General features: G+C 56.5%; 17 protein-coding genes and 1 pseudogene. 8 read left to right on the top strand and 10 right to left on the bottom strand.

Annotated features, from left to right (window positions below; translation table 11 throughout):
* Window positions 1-75: 75 nt before the first annotated feature.
* The gene (locus ACR3E4_RS18580) at window positions 76-921 is read left to right on the top strand and encodes an EamA family transporter (RefSeq protein WP_480536460.1); all 846 of its coding nucleotides are present in this window, start codon (window positions 76-78) and stop codon (window positions 919-921) included.
* Here the strand turns inward: ACR3E4_RS18580 and ACR3E4_RS18585 are convergent.
* The 5 genes and pseudogenes from ACR3E4_RS18585 to ACR3E4_RS18605 form a co-directional block, all read right to left on the bottom strand.
* Entirely contained in the window at window positions 906-1214 is a 309-nt protein-coding gene (locus ACR3E4_RS18585) for a hypothetical protein (protein ID WP_480567133.1), read from the bottom strand. The genes ACR3E4_RS18580 and ACR3E4_RS18585 overlap by 16 nt on opposite strands.
* Window positions 1215-1384: 170 nt before the next feature.
* A pseudogene (gene folD / locus ACR3E4_RS18590) lies at window positions 1385-2274 on the bottom strand (bifunctional methylenetetrahydrofolate dehydrogenase/methenyltetrahydrofolate cyclohydrolase FolD).
* Between the two features lie 47 nt (window positions 2275-2321).
* The gene (locus tag ACR3E4_RS18595) at window positions 2322-2627 is read right to left on the bottom strand and encodes a chorismate mutase (RefSeq protein WP_480536660.1); all 306 of its coding nucleotides are present in this window, start codon (window positions 2625-2627) and stop codon (window positions 2322-2324) included.
* Window positions 2628-2686: 59 nt separating this feature from the next.
* Complete coding sequence (locus tag ACR3E4_RS18600) at window positions 2687-4363, bottom strand: formate--tetrahydrofolate ligase (protein ID WP_480536662.1); 1677 nt, start codon at window positions 4361-4363, stop codon at window positions 2687-2689.
* A gap of 174 nt (window positions 4364-4537) precedes the next feature.
* Entirely contained in the window at window positions 4538-5473 is a 936-nt protein-coding gene (locus tag ACR3E4_RS18605; RefSeq protein ID WP_480536376.1) for a LysR substrate-binding domain-containing protein, read from the bottom strand.
* Window positions 5474-5711: 238 nt separating this feature from the next.
* Here ACR3E4_RS18605 and ACR3E4_RS18610 point away from each other — a divergent pair, with 238 nt between their 5' ends.
* The 6 genes from ACR3E4_RS18610 (at window position 5712) to ACR3E4_RS18635 (ending at window position 13361) form a co-directional block, all read left to right on the top strand.
* Entirely contained in the window at window positions 5712-6662 is a 951-nt protein-coding gene (locus tag ACR3E4_RS18610) for an ABC transporter substrate-binding protein (RefSeq protein ID WP_480536375.1), read from the top strand.
* 84 nt (window positions 6663-6746) lie between these two features.
* Window positions 6747-7775, top strand: coding sequence for a quaternary amine ABC transporter ATP-binding protein (locus tag ACR3E4_RS18615; protein ID WP_480536373.1), 1029 nt, complete (start codon window positions 6747-6749; stop codon window positions 7773-7775).
* Window positions 7775-9757 carry an ABC transporter permease gene (locus ACR3E4_RS18620; RefSeq protein ID WP_480536372.1) on the top strand — a complete coding sequence of 661 codons (1983 nt, stop codon included), beginning with the start codon at window positions 7775-7777 and terminating at the stop codon, window positions 9755-9757. Before ACR3E4_RS18615 ends, ACR3E4_RS18620 begins: the two co-directional genes overlap by 1 nt.
* A gap of 1 nt (window position 9758) precedes the next feature.
* The gene (locus ACR3E4_RS18625) at window positions 9759-10130 is read left to right on the top strand and encodes a cupin domain-containing protein (RefSeq protein WP_480536370.1); all 372 of its coding nucleotides are present in this window, start codon (window positions 9759-9761) and stop codon (window positions 10128-10130) included.
* A complete protein-coding gene (locus ACR3E4_RS18630; RefSeq protein ID WP_480536368.1) occupies window positions 10127-12526 on the top strand; it encodes a trimethylamine N-oxide demethylase in 2400 nt (799 codons plus the stop codon). The genes ACR3E4_RS18625 and ACR3E4_RS18630 overlap by 4 nt, the downstream gene beginning before the upstream one ends.
* A gap of 151 nt (window positions 12527-12677) precedes the next feature.
* Window positions 12678-13361, top strand: a complete 684-nt coding sequence (locus tag ACR3E4_RS18635; RefSeq protein WP_480536380.1) for an IS6 family transposase — start codon at window positions 12678-12680, stop codon at window positions 13359-13361.
* Window positions 13362-13784: 423 nt separating this feature from the next.
* Here the strand turns inward: ACR3E4_RS18635 and ACR3E4_RS18640 are convergent, their stop codons facing one another.
* The 5 genes from ACR3E4_RS18640 to ACR3E4_RS18660 all read right to left on the bottom strand — a co-directional run bounded on the left by ACR3E4_RS18640 (window position 13785) and on the right by ACR3E4_RS18660 (window position 18549).
* Window positions 13785-14648 carry a sugar phosphate isomerase/epimerase family protein gene (locus ACR3E4_RS18640; RefSeq protein ID WP_480536366.1) on the bottom strand — a complete coding sequence of 288 codons (864 nt, stop codon included), beginning with the start codon at window positions 14646-14648 and terminating at the stop codon, window positions 13785-13787.
* 14 nt (window positions 14649-14662) lie between these two features.
* A complete protein-coding gene (locus tag ACR3E4_RS18645) occupies window positions 14663-15553 on the bottom strand; it encodes an NAD(P)-dependent oxidoreductase (protein WP_480536365.1) in 891 nt (296 codons plus the stop codon).
* A gap of 149 nt (window positions 15554-15702) precedes the next feature.
* Complete coding sequence (locus tag ACR3E4_RS18650) at window positions 15703-16983, bottom strand: TRAP transporter large permease (RefSeq protein WP_480536364.1); 1281 nt, start codon at window positions 16981-16983, stop codon at window positions 15703-15705.
* Between the two features lies 1 nt (window position 16984).
* Complete coding sequence (locus tag ACR3E4_RS18655; protein ID WP_480536363.1) at window positions 16985-17488, bottom strand: TRAP transporter small permease; 504 nt, start codon at window positions 17486-17488, stop codon at window positions 16985-16987.
* A gap of 65 nt (window positions 17489-17553) precedes the next feature.
* Complete coding sequence (locus ACR3E4_RS18660; RefSeq protein WP_480536362.1) at window positions 17554-18549, bottom strand: TRAP transporter substrate-binding protein; 996 nt, start codon at window positions 18547-18549, stop codon at window positions 17554-17556.
* A gap of 167 nt (window positions 18550-18716) precedes the next feature.
* Here ACR3E4_RS18660 and ACR3E4_RS18665 point away from each other — a divergent pair, with 167 nt between their 5' ends.
* The gene (locus tag ACR3E4_RS18665) at window positions 18717-19754 is read left to right on the top strand and encodes a LacI family DNA-binding transcriptional regulator (protein ID WP_480536361.1); all 1038 of its coding nucleotides are present in this window, start codon (window positions 18717-18719) and stop codon (window positions 19752-19754) included.
* Window positions 19755-19757: the final 3 nt, after the last annotated feature.

Consider the following 19757-nt stretch of genomic DNA (forward strand, 5'->3'; position numbering starts at 1 on the left):
TGACATGTTGGCGCGGTTGATATCGAAAGATGGACACGGAATGCCCGGGCATGACCAGATACATGAGGCGACCGGATGAGCGCCCTTGCACTGGGTCTGCTGGCAGCATTGTGCTGGGGTTTTCACGATCTTGCCGTGCGATATGTCAGCCAATCCGTGAGCGTCATCGCAGCGTTGATGGCCGTGCTGGTTGCCGGGGCTGTGCTTCAGTTCGGGCTTGTAGCGATCTGGTCCGGGTTTGCCCCCATGCCCGTCGAGGCAGTATCCTATTCAGTTGCGTCGGGCGGCTTTTACCTGCTGGCTGGCCTCAGCATGTATGCTGCGTTTCAGCGCGGGCCTGTGCGTCTGGTCGCCCCGCTTGTCGCCAGCTATCCTGTTTTGTCAGTCACCCTTGCAATATGGCGCGGTTCCGAAGTCAGCATATGGCATTGGCTGGCGATCATTGCCATTGGTCTCGGCGTGTCCATTGTCTCGGCACGATCCAAGGATGACGGTGCAGAATATCCTGCAGCCGGGCCGACAATTGCCTTTTCCATTCTTGCTGCAATCGGGTTTGCTGCGACATTCGCATTGGGACAATATGCAGCCGAACTGGGCAATGAGTTCACCGTTTCGCTGATCGGACGACTGACCGCGATCCCTGCACTGGCTGTAATCGCCCTTGCATTCCGCACGCCGCTTTGGCCAGGCATGCGGGCCCTACCCCTTTTGTGCCTGATGGGCGCGCTCGACGCAGTGGCGCTTCTATGCGTGGTGTCAGCCGGAGGCTTGCCAAACGCCCAATACGCATCCGTTGCCGCCTCAATCTTCGGATTGTTGACGGTTGTATTGGCTTGGGCAATCTTGCGAGAGAGAATGTCAACATCTCAATGGCTAGGATGCATCATTGCATTTGCCGGGATTGGTTATCTCGCGATCTGAACATCTTTTAACCCCATTGCAATTCCATGGGCCTGATGCGCCGTAGTCGCACTGTTCAGTACGCAATCAATTTCGCCTGGCCGGACCGGTCCGGGGTGATGCCACGCGCCCGGGCGAATGAGGTCTTTGTATCCCTGCAATTCTCCGCGCAATCTTAGAACATCGATATGCTCAGGCGCGTCAGGCAGCAACAAGACAGCATATACATCCACCGTCGCGTTCAATTGCTTGACCTGAGTTCGGCACTTATCTTGCGACATATCCTTGCCCCAGAATTGCTGATCCAACGCCATACCGGATTGTGCCGCACAAGCTACCAACGCGCGGACGCGCGCAGCATTCGACGCCGAATGACCAATGGACACGATCACCATACGCGCGGCACGGCATGCAAAACGCCAATAATGATGCGCGTTGGTGCAGGCAAGGAGCCTGCCGCCGGTTTGAGAGGCGGCAGGGAGGCTCACGCCGTGAGACCTTCGGGTTCCGGCAGGCTGTTCGCGCGGCATGCGGCGGTGAGGGTGTTGGCCAGCAGGCAGGCGATGGTCATGGGGCCGACGCCTCCGGGGACGGGGGTGATGGCACCCGCGCGCTCGGCTGCGCTGGCAAAGTCGACATCGCCGACCAGCTTGTTCTTGCCGTCACGCTCGATCCGGTTGATGCCCACGTCAATCACGGTAGTGCCTTCCTTGATCCAGTCGCCCGGCACCATCTCGGGGCGGCCTACGGCGGCGACAACGATATCGGCGCGGCGCACCACATCCGGCAGATCCTTGGTGCGGCTGTGCGCGATGGTTACGGTGCAGCTGTCGCCCAACAGCAGCTGCGCCATCGGCTTGCCCACGATGTTCGACCGGCCGATCACAACCGCATCCATCCCCGACAGCGAGCCGTGGTGGTCACGCAGCAACATCAGGCAGCCCAGCGGCGTGCAGGGCACCATCGACTTCTGACCGGTACCCAGCAGGCCCACATTCGAGATGTGGAAGCCGTCCACATCCTTGGCCGGGTCGATCGAGTTGATCACCAGATCCTCGTTCAGATGCCCGGGCAGCGGCAGTTGCACCAGAATGCCATGCACGGCAGGATCGTTGTTCAGCTTGTCGATCAGCGCCAGCAGATCCTCTTCGGACGTGTCGACATCCAGCTTGTGCTCATACGAGTTCATGCCGACCTCGACGGTCATCTTGCCCTTCGAGCGGACATAGACCTGGCTGGCCGGGTCTTCGCCCACCAGAACCACGGCCAGACCGGGGTAATGCCGTTTTCCTCTTTCAGTTTCGCGACCTGATCGGCCACCTGCGCGCGCACTTTGGCCGCAAAAGCCTTACCGTCGATAACCTGGGCTACCATTCTTCGATCCCTTCTTTCAAAACGGATCGGGCGCCTGTTGCGCCCGGTCAATCAGGGCCGAGCACGCGTTCTTCGCGCGCAATCGACCAGTCAATCAATACGCGCCACAACTGTTCGGCAAGATCGGGGTCCATGCCCGTCCGCTCCGCGTTGTCACGCACCTTCTGCACCACTTCCTCGACACGTTCGGGGATGCGGGCCGGCAGCCCCACGCCCTGCTTCAGCTGCGAGGCCCGGTCGATATATCCCGCACGGGTCACCAGCATCTCGATCAGCTGACGGTCCAGCGCGTCGATCTGAATCCGTAGGTCCGGCATCGAGTGGCAATCTTGCGGCGGTGTCAGAGTGGGCATGTCGATCTCCTCGTGGCCCGGGCATATTCCCCGGACCACGAGATGTCTTATTCGGCGGCTTAGAACAAGCCCTCGATCTGGCCTTCTTCGTTGAGGCGGATTGTCTCGGCCGCGGGTTTGCGGGGCAGACCGGGCATGGTCATGATCTCGCCGCAGACAACCACGATGAAACCGGCACCTGCGGACAGGCGGACCTCACGCACCGGAACCGAGTGGCCGGTGGGCGCGCCGCGCAGGGTCGGATCGGTCGAGAACGAGTACTGGGTTTTCGCCATGCAGACCGGCAGGTTGCCATAGCCCGCTTCTTCCCATTCGCGCAGCTGGTTGCGGATCTTGTTGTCGGCCAGCACCTCATCCGCGCGATAGATACGCTTGGCGATGGTTTCGATCTTCTCGAACAGTGGCATGTCGTCAGGGTAAATCGGCGCGAAGTTGGCGCTGCCGCCTTCGACGATTTCCACAACCTTCTCGGCCAGCGGCGCCGAGCCTTCCGAACCCAGCTCCCAGTGACGCGACAGAACCGCCTCGACACCGTGATCGGCACAGTAGTTCTTGACCGCATCAACTTCGGCATCAGTGTCGGTGACGAAGTGGTTGATGGCGACGACAACCGGAACGCCGAAGGATTTCACGTTCTCGATGTGGCGGCCCAGGTTGGCGCAGCCCGACTTGACCGCGTCGACGTTTTCGGCACCCAGATCGGCTTTGGCCACGCCGCCGTTCATTTTCATTGCGCGCACAGTAGCAACCAGCACCACAGCCGAAGGCGCGATGCCTGCCTTACGGCATTTGATGTTCATGAACTTCTCGGCACCCAGGTCAGCACCGAAACCGGCTTCGGTGACAACATAGTCAGCCACTTTCAGAGCGGTTTTGGTCGCAATGACCGAGTTACAGCCGTGTGCGATGTTCGCGAACGGGCCACCATGGACAAATGCCGGGTTGTTTTCCAGCGTCTGCACCAGGTTCGGCTGCATCGCGTCTTTCAGCAGAACGGTCATTGCGCCTTCGGCTTTAATGTCGCGGCAATAGACAGCGGTTTTGTCGCGGCGGTAGGCCACGATGATGTCACCCAGGCGCTTCTCCAGGTCTTTTAGGTCAGTTGCCAGGCAGAGGATCGCCATGACTTCGGATGCCACAGTGATGTCAAAACCAGTTTCTCGCGGGAAGCCATTCGACACACCACCCAAGGACGCAGTGATCTGACGCAGTGCACGATCATTCATGTCAACCACGCGGCGCCATGCGACGCGGCGGGTGTCGATCTCGCACTCGTTGCCCCAGTAGATGTGGTTGTCGATCATCGCCGACAGCAGCGAGTGGGCCGAGGTGATCGCATGGAAGTCACCGGTGAAGTGCAGGTTCATTTCCTCCATCGGAACAACCTGCGCGTAACCGCCACCTGCAGCGCCGCCCTTCATACCGAAGTTCGGGCCAAGCGAGGCTTCGCGGATACAGATCATCGCGTTCTTGCCGATGCGGTTCAGACCGTCGCCCAGACCCACGGTGGTGGTGGTCTTGCCTTCGCCTGCAGGCGTCGGGTTGATCGCGGTGACCAGAATCAGCTTGCCGTCTTCGCGGTCCTGGACCGAGTTGATGAAGTCCTGGCTGACTTTCGCCTTGTCGTGGCCATAGGGCAGCAGATCCGCAGATTCGATGCCGATCTTGGCACCGATTTCCTGAATCGGCTTCTTGTTCGCCTCGCGGGCGATTTCGATGTCGGATTTATAGCTCATTGGGCTTTGGACTCCCTGCAAAAGTAGGCCGAACGAATTCAGACCCGTCCGCATATGCGACCCGGGGCTGAATCAGATACTTTCTTTAAGGTAAATATTTATTCCCTTCGGTCAACCTTTGAATTTCAGAGTCATTGAAGGAAAGAAAATTTATCGCGCGATGGCACCATCGGATCACGCGTAACGTTTGCGCCCTGCGCTGAGCCCTAACAACCAATCCTCGACAATGCCTCGCTCGGGAAATGATTTTTGCGTTGGGCTCTTCAGAAGAAAATATCCCGACTGCGTTCGTACCGATATGTCCTGGATTGGTCTGACCAACGCACCGCTTTCAAGCAGGGGGTCAACAAGATGGGCCCAACCCAGTGCGACGCCCAAACCATCAACAGCTGCTTGTATAGAGAGAGGATAGGTGTTGAAGGCCACAGCGCGTTCCATCAATGAGGTGGAAATTCCATTGCTGCCAAGCCAGGTATGCCAAGTCATCCATTCCGCATGGCTGCTCGTCACCTCAATCAGGTCCAATTCCGGCAGCGCGGATAGTACTGCCGCCTTCGGATTACTTTTGAGATAATCAGGGCTACATACCGGGAAAACGGTTTCCCCGAACAAAAGCTGCGCCTCATATCCGGGCCAATCCCCTTCCCCGCGCAATATCGTCAGATCCATAGAATCAGACAGGCACTCCGCGTCGCTGTCCGAAGACACCAGCGAAATACGGATGCGGCCATTGGATTTGTTGAACTTACGCAGTTGCGGCATCAACCAGAGCGACGCGACAGAGTTGGTCGCGGAGATCGACACCGTATTGGCCTGATGTTTGGCCAACATATCACGGCTGACGTCTCGCATCAGATCCAGCGACTTTTCAACTGTCGCTAGCAATATGGCCCCTTGTTGTGTCAGCGAAACCGACCGATGACCTCTGACAAACAAGGGTACGTCATAATGTTGCTCCAGCAGACGTACTTTGCGGCTGATTGCTGTTTCCGAAATGTTGAGCACCTTGCTGGCCTGCGCAAAACTCTGGGCCTTGGCGGCCGCTTCAAAAGCCAAAAGGTAGTCGAGCGGTGGAAGAACCTTCCCGGTAACTGGTGCTTTCTTTGGCATCTGACGGCGGATTCCCAATCTGAAGCGGATTGCAATCAAAGAGCATTCGCCTGCGTCGACTGGAAACCGATCAGGCAACTGACTGTTAAGATAGTAAAAAACTGAATTAGCCTCAAGATTTTATGGGCAACGCCTCTCAAATTTCTGTTCTGCGTTTCGCGCAAATTTGGGCAGAATACGCAAATTCGGGGCCGGAAGAGCCCTCAATCCAATATCGAACGTCACTCAGGGAGCAATCATGAAACTTTCAAACCTACTTTCTGCTGCAACCTTGGCAGCGGTAGCGGGCACCGGTGCGATCGCAGAAGACAGCAGCGATCCGATCGTCATCCCAATTCACAACTGGTCCAGCCAGATTGTGATGTCTTACGTGGTCGGCCAGTTGTTCGAAGAGATCGGCGATAATGTCGAATACGTCACGACCGACAGTCAGGCGGTCTACGAGTCGGTGCGTCTGGGCGACGTCACGCTTGAGATGGAAGTCTGGGAAGGCGCATTTGGAGCATCCTTCCGCACGGCTCTGGAAAAGGGTGGTCTGCATGATGCAGGTGACCACGATGCCGTCACCCGCGAGGACTGGTGGTATCCGATGTGGACCAAAGAGTCCTGCCCCGGCCTGCCCGACTGGAAAGCTCTGAACGACTGTGCGCATCTGTTTGCAACAGCGGAAACCGGCGACAAGGGTCGATATTTGGATGGTCCGGTAGACTGGTTGAAGCATGGTAAAGAACGCGCCGAAGCTCTTGATCTGAATTTCACTGTGATCAATGCAGGTTCGGCTGCAGCCCTTTGGGCCGAGATCGGCGCCGCAGAGGCGGACAAGAAGCCGGTTCTGGTCTTCAACTGGACACCCAACTTTGCCGAAGCTGTCTGGCCCGGTGAGTTTGTCGAATTTCCTGCCTGGGAAGATGGTTGCGACAAAGATCCATCCAAAGGTCCGAATCCCGAGGCTTTGTATGATTGCGGTAATCCAGCCACCGGTTACCTGAAAAAAGCTGCGTGGGATGGCATGAAAGACAAGTGGCCGGCGGCCTATTGCGTATTGACTGAAATTTCGTTCACCAACCCGCAAATCGCGGAAATGGCCAAGCTGGTCGACACAGACGAGCTGGAACCGGAAGAGGCAGCAGCCGAATGGCTGGATGCTAACCGCGCCGTTGTTGACCCCTGGATCAGCGCCTGCAGCTGATAATCCGGTCATTCGCAACGAAACTGGCGCGGCCTTGCCGATCTCAGTGAAGCAAGGCCGTGCCTAACAAGAAAGAAGGCAGCCATGTCCACCACAGCGCCCGTCATCTCAGCCAAAAACGTCTGGAAATTGTTTGGAGCTTCTCCTGAGACCTATCTGAAATCTATTCCCGCGGGCCGCAGCTTCGATGAGATACGTGCGGACGGCTACATCGCCGGGGTCAAGGATGTATCGATTGAGGTTGGCCGAGGTGAAATGCTGGTCATCATGGGGTTGTCGGGATCAGGAAAATCCACCCTGGTACGGTGTTTTTCGCGGCTGCATGACATTACTGGAGGCATCATTGAGGTCGACGGCCAGGATATTATGAGCCTGAGCGAACGTGACCTGATTGAGTTGCGCCGCAACAAGATGGGCATGGTGTTCCAGTCCTTTGGCTTGCTGCCGCATCGTACCGTTCTGGACAACGTGGCCTTCCCTTTGGAAATGCGCGGCCAAGATCGTCATGACCGACGCGAGCGCGCTTTGGAAGTTGTAAAACTGGTCGGCCTAGAAGGCCGTGAAGAATATTTCCCGCGCGAGCTCAGCGGAGGGCAACAGCAACGCGTCGGCATCGCCCGGTCCCTGGCGATTGAGCCGGACATCTGGTTTCTGGACGAGCCGTTCTCGGCCCTTGATCCATTGATCCGCCGTGAAATGCAGGATGAATTCCTGCGGCTGCAAGAGATGCTGGGCAAAACCATCGTCTTTATCACTCACGATTTCGACGAAGCGCTGCGTCTCGCAGATCGCATCGCAATCATGCGCAACGGCGCGGTTGAACAATGCGATACACCTGATCAGATCGTCATGAACCCGGCCACCGAATACGTGGCAAAATTTACCGAAGACATCGACAAAGCCCGTGTCGTACACGCAAAAGGGCTGGCGAAACCGATCAATGGGCATGCTCTGGAAGGCACGCCTATCAATGGTGGTTCGACCATCCACGAATTGGCGCGTGTTCTGGTCAATGACAACCGCATCCTGTTGCCGGTCGCCGATGACAAAGGCGTTGTCACCGGCGTACTGGAACGCGATGCCGCGTTGAACGTACTGCTCGGAGCCGAATGATGGCGACGCTGTCCACTGATCTGCACGAGGCCTCGGACAAGCCGTGGGGGCGTACCCGCGTGCTCACGGCATTGTTGGTCGTGGCCTTTGTACTGATCCTTGCCAAGGCCGTCGGTGTTATGCCCGAATGGCTGAACCGCATTCCCGAATCGGCCATCCCGCCCACAGCGCAGGTTCTGGATGCAATCTTCAGCTTCATCCAGAACGACCTTGGCCTGATCTATGTGACTCGCTTCATCGCCGAAGGTCCGCTGGAGTTTTTGTTGGACACATCGGCCAACCTTTTGGAAGGCAAGCGCCGCTGGCCTAATCTGGGACCGATCCCATGGTCTGCGATCGCCGCTGTTGCCGGTGTTGTTGGCTATGCTGTCGGGGGATGGAAATTGGCAGCCCTTGGAGCGGGCACCTTCATCTGGACGGCGGCAATCGGACAGTGGAAAATCGCCATGCAAACCATGTCCGTGATTGTTGTCGCGGCACCTTTGGCGTTCCTGCTGGGTCTGGTTCTGGGTATCGCCGCGTGGAAATATGGCTGGTTCGAGCGGATGCTGAAGCCCATCTTGTCCGTGTTGCAGACCCTGCCTTTTTTTACTTACCTGCTGCCTGCGGTGATCTTCTTTAAAGTCGGGCCAACTGCCGGTGCCGTGGCAACGATTACATTCGCCATCCCGCCGATGATCCTGATGACAACACTGGGCCTTAAAAAGGTCAGTCCTGAAGTGATCGAAGCGGGTCAGATGTCTGGATGCACCCGCTGGCAGATGCTGCGTCATGTCTGTGTTCCGGCGGCACGTACCGAAATTTTGGTTGGCGTCAATCAGGTGATCATGCTGTGTCTGGCCATGGTGGTTCTGACCGCCTTCATCGGCATGCCTGGACTTGGCGCCAAGCTGCTGGCGATGATGGGCAGCTTCAAACTGGGCCGCTCCTTCGAGATCGGCGTTACCATCGTTCTTCTGGCCGTAACGCTGGACCGCATGTCGAAAGCATGGGTGGTCAAGCAACCGGTTCACTTTGAACGCGGCACTCCCTGGTGGAAGCGGCACCAGATCTCGCTGGTCGCGCTGGGTCTGTTTGTCGGGTTTATCCTGCTCTCGCAGCTGTTCCCGATCCTTGCCGAAGTTGGCCGCGAGCAGCACCTGAGCCAAGGCAAGGAAATTGACGTGGTAATCAAGTCGATTCTGGCGATCGATGCCATCAAGGGAACGACCGAATGGTTGCGCTGGTTCCTGAACGTCAAGGTTCTGATCCCGTTCCGGGACACGTTGCTGGCGATCCCTACCCCCGCCTTCATCCTGCTGGTCGTTGCCTTTGCCTATTGGGTCGGCGGACGCCGCCCCGGCATCTACGCTGCGGTGTTCTTTACCATCGTCGCATTCTCGGGTTGGTGGGACCGGTCGGTGATCACGCTGTATACAGTGATCTCGGCCGTCGCGCTCGCCACCTTGATCGGCATACCGCTTGGCGTGATTGCCGCCCGGTCCGAGCGCTGGTCGAAAAGCATCCTTCTAGCCTGCGACACCGCGCAGACTTTCCCCAGTTTCATCTATCTGATCCCAGCAATTATGCTGTTCGGCGTCAATGATGTGGCCGTCGTGTTCTCGATCCTGATCTTCGCCGCCGTGCCATTGATCCGGTACACCATTATTGGCCTCAGCAGTGTGCCCCCGGAAATGACCGAAGCGGCAGACATGTCCGGGTCCACGCGGCGGCAAAAGCTGATGTCGGTTCAATTTCCGCTGGCGCTGCCAACAATGGCCGTCGGGTTCAATCAGGCGATCATGTTTGCCTTTTTCATGGTCATCATCGCGGCGTTCATCGGCACGCAGGATCTGGGACAGGAATTGCAGCGGACACTGGCAGGCACCGAGCTGGGTAAGAACTTTGTGCTTGGCCTAAACGTGTCGCTGATGGCGTTGACCTTTGACATGGCCATCAACAGCTGGGCGGAAACGCGTAAAAAGCGACTGGGACTAGACTGAGATGGCACAGCTACAAAACAGACGCAGTGTTGCCCGTTTCGACGATACAGGATTTGTCCGGATGCGGATGGAAGGCCTGCCAGACGAGCAGATCTGGTGGAAGAACGTGAGTTTTGATGAGGAAACCGGGCAAGGCAGCTATCTGATGAAGATGGAGCCGGGCACACGCTCGAACCCCCACATCCATCACGGGCCAGAAGAGTTCTTTGTCCTCGAAGGCGATCTGACCGATCACGATGGATATTGTTATCGCAGCGGGGATTTCGTCAGCCTCGCCGCAGGATCCAGCCATTGCTCGCACACTAAGGCGGGCTGTCTTTTGGTAGTCACGCACCGAGGTGCGACGGAATCCATTCAGGAAGGTGCATTATGAATGTGAAGCCGGTTTTTGAGGTACCGTATGAACGCAGCGGGGTATTGGCGCCCGGCCTTCCGATCCTGCCTCATGGAACGGAACGCCATCCCGTCCCCGGCGCCGGGTCGCGTGCGGTTCCGGTGTCCAAAGGCGACAAGATCACTTTGCTGGATCGCGATGGGATGCAACCGGCCGAGATGGTGTTCTTTGCCCCCGATCGAAGCTCGGATGCAGCCATGCTCGGGGCGCAGGGGCATGGGCGGCCTGAAGGGTTGATTGCAACTCTGGCGAATGGCTCGGCCTCGGGCAAGAAAGTGCTGCGCGCTTTAGAGATCGCAGGCTTCGATATCGGACGCGGAGATGCAGTCCGGGCCTTCTCGGACGGATCGCGCCCGGGCGATATGGTGCACTTCGTAGCAGAAAATGACGGCCTGCTGATTGTCGCCGCACCGGGCGAAGCGATGCGGCCCGAAGACAACAACCCTCCGACCGACATCATTCTGTACATTCAGCGGGCCGCGCCCGGCCTCGAGAAACCCGAAATGGGTCCGCCCGAACCGCTGGCCGATCCTGTCAAGGACATCAACATCCAGCCGGGCAATGCCAAATCTTATGAGGTCAAGGCCGGAGAGTTCATCCAGATTGTCGATATCCGGGGCCGCGAGTGCTCGGATTTTCAAGCCTTCAGCCGCCGCGCATTGGATCAGGGGATCGAGCGTGAGATTGATCCCACCACAACCCGTAGCCTGATGGGAAGCTTGTATCCACAACCGGGCATATTCTCGAAATACTGGTCGGTGGATCAGGAACCCCTTGTCGAGATCGTTCAAGACACCTGCGGACGTCACGATACGTTCGGGTTGGCCTGCACGGCGCGGTACTATGAGGATCTGGGCTATCCCGGCCATGTGAACTGCTCGGACAACATCAACAAGGATCTGGACCAGTATGGCATCCGCCCGCGCGGTGGCTGGCCTGCGATCAACTTCTTCTTCAACACAATGCTGGACGAGACCAACGCCATCGGAATGGACGATCCCTGGTCGCGGCCCGGTGACTTCGTGCTGCTGCGCGCACTGACGGATCTGGTCTGCGTCAGCACCGGCTGTCCCTGCGACATCGACCCGGCCAACGGCTGGAACCCGACCGACATTCAGGTGCGAACCTACAAGGCGACCGAGGACTTCAAGCGGTCCTACGGCTACAGAAAATCTGCGGAGGCGGATGTGGAAGAAACCAAGAAAACAGCATTTCACGACTGCTTTGCGCGTCATACCCGTGATTTCGTCGAATACAACGGCTACTGGCTGCCCAACACGATGACCAATCATGGCGCGATCGCCGAATACTGGGCCTGTCGGGACAAAGTCGCCGTTATGGACCTGAGCCCACTGCGCAAGTACGAAGTTGTCGGCCCGGACGCCGAAGAGCTGATGCAGCTTTGCGTGACCCGCAATATGAAAAAGCTAAGCGTTGGTCAGGTGGTCTATACAGCCATGTGTTATGAGCACGGTGGCATGATCGACGACGGCACCGTTTATCGCCTGGGCGAGACCAATTTCCGCTGGATTGGAGGCAACGACACCAGCGGTTTGTGGCTGCAGGAACAGGCGCGCAAGCGGAACCTGAACGTCTGGGTGCGCAACTCGACGGATCAGTTGCATAACATCGCGGTTCAAGGGCGGCATAGCCGCGACATCCTCTCGCAGATCTTCTGGACACCCCCCCAGCAGCCGACGATTGAAGAGCTGCCGTGGTTCCGGCTGACAGTGGCCCGGGTCGGAGACGTGCGCGGAACCTCGGTCGTGATTTCCCGGACTGGATATTCCGGCGAGCTAGGGTATGAAATCTTCTGCCATCCCAAAGACGCCGTCGAAGTCTTTGATCGGGTCTGGGAAGTCGGTCAGGAATATGGCGTCGCACCGCTCGGGCTTGCCGCGCTCGACATGTTGCGGATCGAAGGTGGATTGATCTTTGCAGGGTCGGAATTCGACGATCAGACGGATCCGTTTGAAGCAGGTATCGGCTTTACTGTGCCACTGAAGTCAAAAACCGACGATTTCATCGGACGGGTGGCAATCGAAGAGCGCAAAGCACACCCGCATCGTAAATTGGTCGGTTTCGAAGTCGAAGGGGGCACGGTCCCCGCGCCCGGCGATTGCGTGCGCATCGGAAAGGCACAGGTTGGCGAAATCACCAGTGCAATGAAATCACCCATCTTGGGAAAAGTCATCGCCTTGGGCCGTGTTGCGTCGACCCATGCGATCGTGGGGTGCGACATAGAAATTGGTCAACTGGATGGGCAGCAAAAGCGTTTAAAGGCGAGAATGGTTCCGTTCCCGCATTTTGATCCAACCAAAGAGCGCGTGAAAGGTGTCTACCTCGAAAATAGTTTTCCGGACGCAGCAGAATGATAATTTGATTACTAAATAAAAGGTCAAATTCGCCTCCAATGGTATTCTGGGACTTATCACGGATGTGCCGCAAACTCTGGGGTCTAGTTGACGAGCCTGCGTGATCTGAGGTTTGTACTGTTCGAAATATTTCGAACAGGTTTTTTTGAGCATGATCTCGTTAAAGGGCAGTCATTTCCCCAAGGATACAGTTTTGTACGCTGTTTACTTCTATCTGCGGTACACAGTGTCCTATCGTGACCTTGAAGAGGTCATGGCTGAGCGCGGTGTGCAGGTGGACCACGCTACACTTAACAGGTGGGTTGTTAAGTATTCACCGATGATCGCAGCAAGAGCGCAATCGAAGAAACGCCCAACGCTGAGCTCCTGGCGCATGGACGAGACCTATATTCGTGTTCGCGGCAAGTGGATGTACCTCTATCGGGCCGTCGATAAAGCTGGGAATACTCTTGATTTCATGCTGTCTGAGCGTAGGAACCGTCCAGCAGCAGCCAGGTTCTTTGCCAAAGCTCTGTCTTCTAATGGAATCCCGAGCAAGATTGTCATTGACAAAAGTGGCGCCAACGCAGCGGGCATTCGAGAGGTGAACAGAACCCTGAAGCGGTTCGGCTGCCCAGCCAAAATCCAAACGGTCAGGTCCAAATATCTGAATAACCTGATCGAACAGGATCACAGATTTATCAAACGACGCGTGCGGCACATGTGTGGGTTCAAGTCGTTCAGATCAGCTTCAGCCACACTGGATGGCATTGAGGTAGCCAACATGATCCGGAAGAAGCAATTCACTAGTGATACGACTTCCGGCTTTCGGATGTTTGCTGAGATCGCAGGATAACTGCGTCTAGCATATCGCTGGCTCTGGTCGTTCCAAAAGTTTGCGACACAACCCTGCCTCCGAAGTCAACTGTGAGCCCATTTTGACAAATGCTGCGCACGCACGAGTGACTTCGAAGCTCTGATTGCTGCCATGGGTCTGCGCAAGGATCACCCCTTGCGGACGTTGACCAGACTATCTCCACGCTACGGTGCCGTCCGCCTAAGCTGCCATTGATGTACTGCGGCACGATTGCCGAAAGGGAATTTTTTTTGCGGCAATTGATGCGAAATATCCTCAATCGTCCCGCAGAATTAGATCTTTTGACCATCATTCAGTTTTCACCTGAAACCCAAAACAGACCCGCCTGACGACGGGTCTGTGTTTCGGCCGAACGATGTATTGGGAGGAACATCGATTGGCCGTAGCGGTCTCGCCGGAGGTTCAACCAAAATGCTCTTTGAAGCGATCAATACAGCGGCGGAAACCGTCTTCGAAATTTCCGTTACCGGGGTGGTAGACACTTTCGAATGATATCACCCCATCATAGGCGTCGGCTTTCAGAGCATCCGCCATCGGCTGAAACTGATCGGCCAGTTGGCCTTCGCCCATTTGTTTGACCGTCAATGTCGCGCGGGGCGTGTCGACTTGAACGTCCTTGATGTGGATGTGCCCGAGATAACCATCTTTTACTTCGTCATACCCAGCAGGAAACGCTTGTTCGTGACACCAGCAATTGTTGGCCGGGTCCCAAAGTACCTTTAACGTGTCTTTGGCATCCAGATCATCGATCAGCTTACGGGCGGTGTAATTCGAATTCACCATGGTCCCGTTGCCCGTTTCGACGACCAAAGTCACTCCGCCGTCCTTGGCAACGTCAATCGCCGGTGCAATCAGGGGCAGCATCGCGTCCCATGCACCCTTGGCGACGTTCCACTTTTCGGCACCTCCGTACCCCCAAAGGATTTGCTCTTTCTTGGGCGTCATAATGCGAACCAATGGGCTACCGACCACATGCGCCATGTCGATCACGCGCTTCAGAGAATCCAAATGCTTGCTGTGCAGGTCGTCCCCTGGTTTGTTCGCTCCGCTCATTCCCGCGAAGATGTGGCGCGACAGACAGGATACAGGCTTGCCGCGGTCACGCAGCAGCGTATCAATTTCCCGGATCTCATCCGCCGAGTGATCGCCAACCTCGGTATCGCCGACGAATTGTAGTTCCGCATATTCGAGATCAAACTCATCCATCACATCGACCGCGTGTTTCAGGTCCCGACTGATGCCATCACAGATAACGCCAAGTTTCATGTTCTTGTCCTTTCTCAGCGATGCAACTCAGCGCCGACAATGTCTTCGATCACACGGGTGCAGGCCCAGTTGTCGCCATCGGGGAATTTGGTTTTGCCAGCATGGAAAATCTGCATGGCAGATGAAGCAGTATGCATCGGAACGCCTAGCTCTTCGGCCAGATCCAGTGAGATGGTCAGGTCCTTGTGCATGGTGCCGATGCCCGAGCCGGTGTTTTCGAATTTACGGTCGATGATGTTCTCCAACGCCGTGTTAGTGCATCCGCATCCCGCGCCAGAGGTCGAAAAGACCTTGAACAGGTTTTCGCCCTTCACGCCCGCCTTGGCGGCAAGAACCGACGCCTCAAATGTTGCCGAAAAGATTGAACCGATCAGAGTCTGCAGACATGCTTTTACGGTCTGACCTTGGCCGGGCCCGTCCCCTACGCGGTGAATGGTGGCCGAGACCGCCTCCATCACTGGTTGGAATTCGTCCAGTATGGCATCGGGGGCCGCGGCCATCATGGTAAGAGTGCCGCCCTGAGCGCCTGGAAATCCGCCAGAGACGGGGCTGTCGATCAGGTGGATGCCCGAACCGACCATGGCCTCGCCAATCTCGCGGGCCTCACGCGGTTTGATCGTGGCTGTCAGAATGACCGCCCCGCCTTGCGCCATGTGACGGACCAGACCGTTTTCACCAAGAATGACAGCCTTGGCCTGATCGCCGTTCATAACCATGACATAGACCGCATCCGCGTTGGCCCCTACATCTACCACACTTGCTGCAGGCGTTCCGCCCATTTCAGCCAGCGCCTTCAGGCGCGCTTCACTCAGATCAAACCCGGTGGTTTCGAACCCGTTTTTGATCAGGTTCCTCGCCAACCCGCTGCCCATATCCCCTAATCCAATGACACCTGCACGTTGCATAATTGTCTTCCTAATGTGTCGTCCGGCCCGGCCGGAGTTGAGGTTTGGCGCCCCAATTTCCGAGGCGTCGATGTGTGCGGGGATTTCAGGCATTGGCTGACCAAGGCCGGGCAGGTCCGGAAGACACCCCGCTGCCCAATTCCGTGTCGTTACGGCCCCATGACCGCGTCCGGTATCCACATGACCAGTTGCGGGAAGATCGCGATCAAAATCAGCACCACCACATTTGCCAGCAGGAACGGCGCGGCCCCGACGAAAATCTTTCCGATCGGCATCCGGCAGATTGCAGCGCAGACGTTCAGGCAATTCCCCACCGGTGGCGTGCACGCACCAACCGCCAGACCCGAAACCATCACCACACCAAAATGCACGCCAGACACGCCCAGCTTTTCAGCGACCGGCAATAGAACCGGTGTCAGCAAAAGAATGGCGGGGCTAACGTCGATGAACGTACCCGCCATCAGGATCAAAATGGCTGTCAGAACCATGAAGGCGACCGGGCCAAGTCCGAGTCCCGAAACGAAATCGGCCAGTTGATTGGGTACACGTTCCAGCGCCAGAACAGTGATGAACACCTGACTGAATGCGATGATCATCATGATCTTAGCGGACATGATGATTGCGTGGCGCATGGCCCCCGGGAGATCTTTCAGAACACCAAAGCCGACAATGAACAATCCGATGATCAGGCCATACACTACAGCAGCTCCGGCTGTTTCGGTCGGGGTAACAAAGCCGAAGACGACGGAACCTACGATCAAGATCGGCATCAGTGCTACGGCGGCAGAACGTCTTGCCTGCCGCCCGGCTTCGGCCAATGTGAACGGTACGTCTTCGGTCGGGTAATCGTTCCTCTTGGCCAGCAACCACACGACGATCAGTTGAAGTAAACCAACCATGATACCGGGAATGATCCCGCCCAGAAACAGGCGACCGATGCTCTCTTCGGCAGCGACGGCGTAGATAATCATGGGAACAGACGGCGGGATGATCATGCCCATAGTGGACGAGGCAACCGTGATCCCCGCTGCGAAACTCTTGGGGTATCCTCGTTTCTCCATCTCAGGAATCAGCACAGACCCGATTGAAGCAGTATCCGAGGCGGAAGAACCCGAGATGCCGCCAAAGATCATCGAGCCCACGACGTTGACCAATCCCAGCCCACCTTTCAACCGACCGACGAAGAACATGGACAAGTCCAGCAGCCGCCGCGTGATGCCTCCGGAATTCATCACCAAGCCCATCAGGATGAAGAAGGGCAGTGAAACCAGCGGATAATTATTGATGCCGGAGAAGAAACGCTGAACAACGAACCCGGTCGCCGCAGGAGCCTCGATCAGGAAATACGCCAGTGACGCCAGCCCCAGAGAATAGGCAATTGGAACTCCGCAGACCAACAATATTCCAAGCGTGGCAAACAGGATCAACATGTCAGTCCTCCGGCATCCAGAGAACATCGATGGAATCCCGACCGCCCAGAGTCAGAACCACACGAACAAAGCAATAAAACACGGCAATCGAACAGGAGATCGGAACAATGATGAACACATAAGCCTGAGGCATCCCGAAGGGTTGCCACATGTTTTTGCCTGGCCCTGCGATCCAATCGATGGACAGCCAGACCAATGCCGCGTTCATCACTCCGACAAGGACAAGCCCTGCCACGTATAAGGCCATTTTGACGTAGTAGGGCATCATGTCGATGAAGAATGTGATTGCGATATGCTCGCGCTTCGTAATCGCGACGGCACCGCCCAAGGCCGAGGTGCAAAGAAACGCGATCTTGACCTGTTCGTCGACGCCGTAGATCGCCATGTCAAAGGGGCGCATCAGGACTTTGGTGACGACAATCACCAGAAACACCCCAAACAGCACGACCATCAACGCTTCGATAACGCGCGTCAGTACACGGTCAATTGCAGAGAGCGTATCCATAAACCGGTTCCGTTAAGAAGGGAATCCGGGCGCAGGGTAAGAGCGCCCGGAATTGCCGTTTCAGATCAGCCGCAGGACGCCGCTGCCGCACGGGCTGCGTCGATATCATCCATCGTGAAATGACCTGCGTCGATCATTTGTTGATAGACCGGCGCAACGGCTTCCTGGAAACCCGCCAGGGCTTCGGGCGTCAGTTCGTTGATCTCCATGTGCTTGCCGAGTTCGCCGACGATGTTCGTTTCAGCATCGCGATACAGCTTGTCCGACATCGCCATCGCTTCGACCGCAACCTCGTCAAAGGTGGCCTGAAGATCTTCGGGCAAACCGTCATACCATGCCTTGTTGACGATCAAAGGATCGGGGCCGGTCATGTGGTTCGACAGTGTCAGATACTTCTGGACTTCATGAATGTTAAAGTCCCAGATATTTTGCGGCGGGTTGTGCTGACCGTCGATCACGCCCTGTTTGAATGCCTGATATGCCTCTGAAAACGGCATGGCGACCGGAACAGACCCGATGGCCGTGCCCGTGGCGATCATCAGATCAGATTGCGGTTCGCGAATGCGCAGACCTTGCAGATCGCCAACCGAGGTTATTGGCTGAACGTTGTTGGTATATGCCCGGAACCCTTGGCTGATACCGGTGGCAGGGATGTGGTACCCGTTTTCCTCTGCACGAGCCTGCACTCCCTTGGTGAAGTCCGAACCGACCAGACATTCCATCTCATCCCAATTCGCGACGAGGAACGGCAACTGGTACAGGTTGAATGCCCCGGACGCGTCGGCAAAGAAACCGCCACGCGTGCCCTGCAGCAAACCGGCCGTCACCTGATCCATCATTTCACGCTCATTACCAAGCGCGGCACCGAAGAAATTCTCGACTTCGATGCGACCGTCCGTACGTTTTTCAAGTTCGGTCTTGAACCAGTCCATGGACTGCGAACGGATTGAGGTTTCCGGCTGCTCATTGCCATATTTAAAGGTGAAGTCCGCTGCCAGTGCTGAACTGGCCGTCATTATTAGGCCGGTAACCCCGGCCAGTAATTTAGCTGTGTAGGTCATGCTATCCTCCCTGAACGGGACTCGATCCCGTGCATGACGTTGGGATAAGCCCCCTCACAATTTGGTGGCAAGAAAAAATACATCAGATGACGGTAATGATGGATTTTGATGTTCTTTGAAGTTTATTTGAGGATGATTTTGATCGAAAATGATGTTAGCAGAGGCCTATGAGCGATGAAGCTGTAGTTATCCCAAAGAAGGCACGCGTCTCCGAGATTGCGAGGATTGCGGGGGTCGGCACCGCTACGGTTGACCGGGTTTTGAACAACAGATCAAACGTAAAGCCTGAGACCCGCCAGCGTGTATTGCAAGCCAAGCACGCGATCGAATCCGGCGCTCAATTGGACCAGCCTGCGCGACCCTGGCGGCTGAAGATATTTCTGCCAGAGGAAGCCGGGCCATCGACAGAATTTTTGGGCGATTGCTTTCAGAATGTTTTTACCAATGGCCGCGCAACGGTCGAATGCGTGTTTTCCACGAAACTGGAACCGTCCGTGTTGGCACGAAAGCTAAGAGCTTGCGCCGGGCAGGGAATTGACGCAGTGGGTTTTCAGGCTTTGGATGATCCGCGGGTTCGCGACGCTGTCGAAGAGCTGCACGGTTTGAATATTCCCTGCATTCCTGTCGTTTCCGATCTGATCAGCCCCGTTCTGGGCCAATTTGTCGGGACGGACAATATGGCCGCAGGACGAACAGCGGCCTATTTTATGGGTCGGATGCTACGGCAATCCGGAACCGTCGGCGTGATTTCCGGCGAGCAACTATATCGCAACCATTCGGATCGAGAGATGGGGTTTCGGTCAGCCTTGCGAAGGGATTTCAGCCATCTCCGCGTTGTGGGCACCTATATCGGCCACGATGATGTTCAGGAAAATCGCGTGGTGGTGGGCCAGATGCTGGACGAACATCCTGGGCTGCTGGGCATTTATAACGTTGGCGGCGGCAACGAAGGCATTGTTGCGGCCCTGGCTGATCGCGATTTGACGGGAGAAATCATGCTGATCGGCCACAACCTTACGCCGAAGACGAGAAACTACCTGCTGGACGGATCAATGGATCTTGTCATTCATCAGAATATGCAACGGATCGCTGAACAAGCCGTTCAGACCCTGATCGCGACACTGGAAAACCGGCCCCATCAGGCTGAGGTCGTTCCAGTTGAAGTCATCACCCGTGAAAACATCAACGGCGCCACCTTCGGCTGATGT

It is taken from the genome of Ruegeria sp. AP11 (assembly GCF_056535865.1).

Coding starts and splice junctions, on each gene's coding strand:
- ACR3E4_RS18660 (WP_480536362.1), bottom strand. CDS start 18,549: ATGACCTACACAGCTAAATTACTGGCCGGGGTTACCGGCCTAATAATG.
- ACR3E4_RS18655 (WP_480536363.1), bottom strand. CDS start 17,488: ATGGATACGCTCTCTGCAATTGACCGTGTACTGACGCGCGTTATCGAA.
- ACR3E4_RS18580 (WP_480536460.1), top strand. CDS start 76: ATGAGCGCCCTTGCACTGGGTCTGCTGGCAGCATTGTGCTGGGGTTTT.
- ACR3E4_RS18640 (WP_480536366.1), bottom strand. CDS start 14,648: ATGAAACTTGGCGTTATCTGTGATGGCATCAGTCGGGACCTGAAACAC.
- ACR3E4_RS18635 (WP_480536380.1), top strand. CDS start 12,678: ATGATCTCGTTAAAGGGCAGTCATTTCCCCAAGGATACAGTTTTGTAC.
- ACR3E4_RS18625 (WP_480536370.1), top strand. CDS start 9,759: ATGGCACAGCTACAAAACAGACGCAGTGTTGCCCGTTTCGACGATACA.
- ACR3E4_RS18630 (WP_480536368.1), top strand. CDS start 10,127: ATGAATGTGAAGCCGGTTTTTGAGGTACCGTATGAACGCAGCGGGGTA.
- ACR3E4_RS18600 (WP_480536662.1), bottom strand. CDS start 4,363: ATGAGCTATAAATCCGACATCGAAATCGCCCGCGAGGCGAACAAGAAG.
- ACR3E4_RS18650 (WP_480536364.1), bottom strand. CDS start 16,983: ATGTTGATCCTGTTTGCCACGCTTGGAATATTGTTGGTCTGCGGAGTT.
- ACR3E4_RS18610 (WP_480536375.1), top strand. CDS start 5,712: ATGAAACTTTCAAACCTACTTTCTGCTGCAACCTTGGCAGCGGTAGCG.
- ACR3E4_RS18585 (WP_480567133.1), bottom strand. CDS start 1,214: ATGGCGTTGGATCAGCAATTCTGGGGCAAGGATATGTCGCAAGATAAG.
- ACR3E4_RS18595 (WP_480536660.1), bottom strand. CDS start 2,627: ATGCCCACTCTGACACCGCCGCAAGATTGCCACTCGATGCCGGACCTA.
- ACR3E4_RS18645 (WP_480536365.1), bottom strand. CDS start 15,553: ATGCAACGTGCAGGTGTCATTGGATTAGGGGATATGGGCAGCGGGTTG.
- ACR3E4_RS18615 (WP_480536373.1), top strand. CDS start 6,747: ATGTCCACCACAGCGCCCGTCATCTCAGCCAAAAACGTCTGGAAATTG.
- ACR3E4_RS18605 (WP_480536376.1), bottom strand. CDS start 5,473: ATGCCAAAGAAAGCACCAGTTACCGGGAAGGTTCTTCCACCGCTCGAC.
- ACR3E4_RS18620 (WP_480536372.1), top strand. CDS start 7,775: ATGGCGACGCTGTCCACTGATCTGCACGAGGCCTCGGACAAGCCGTGG.
- ACR3E4_RS18665 (WP_480536361.1), top strand. CDS start 18,717: ATGAGCGATGAAGCTGTAGTTATCCCAAAGAAGGCACGCGTCTCCGAG.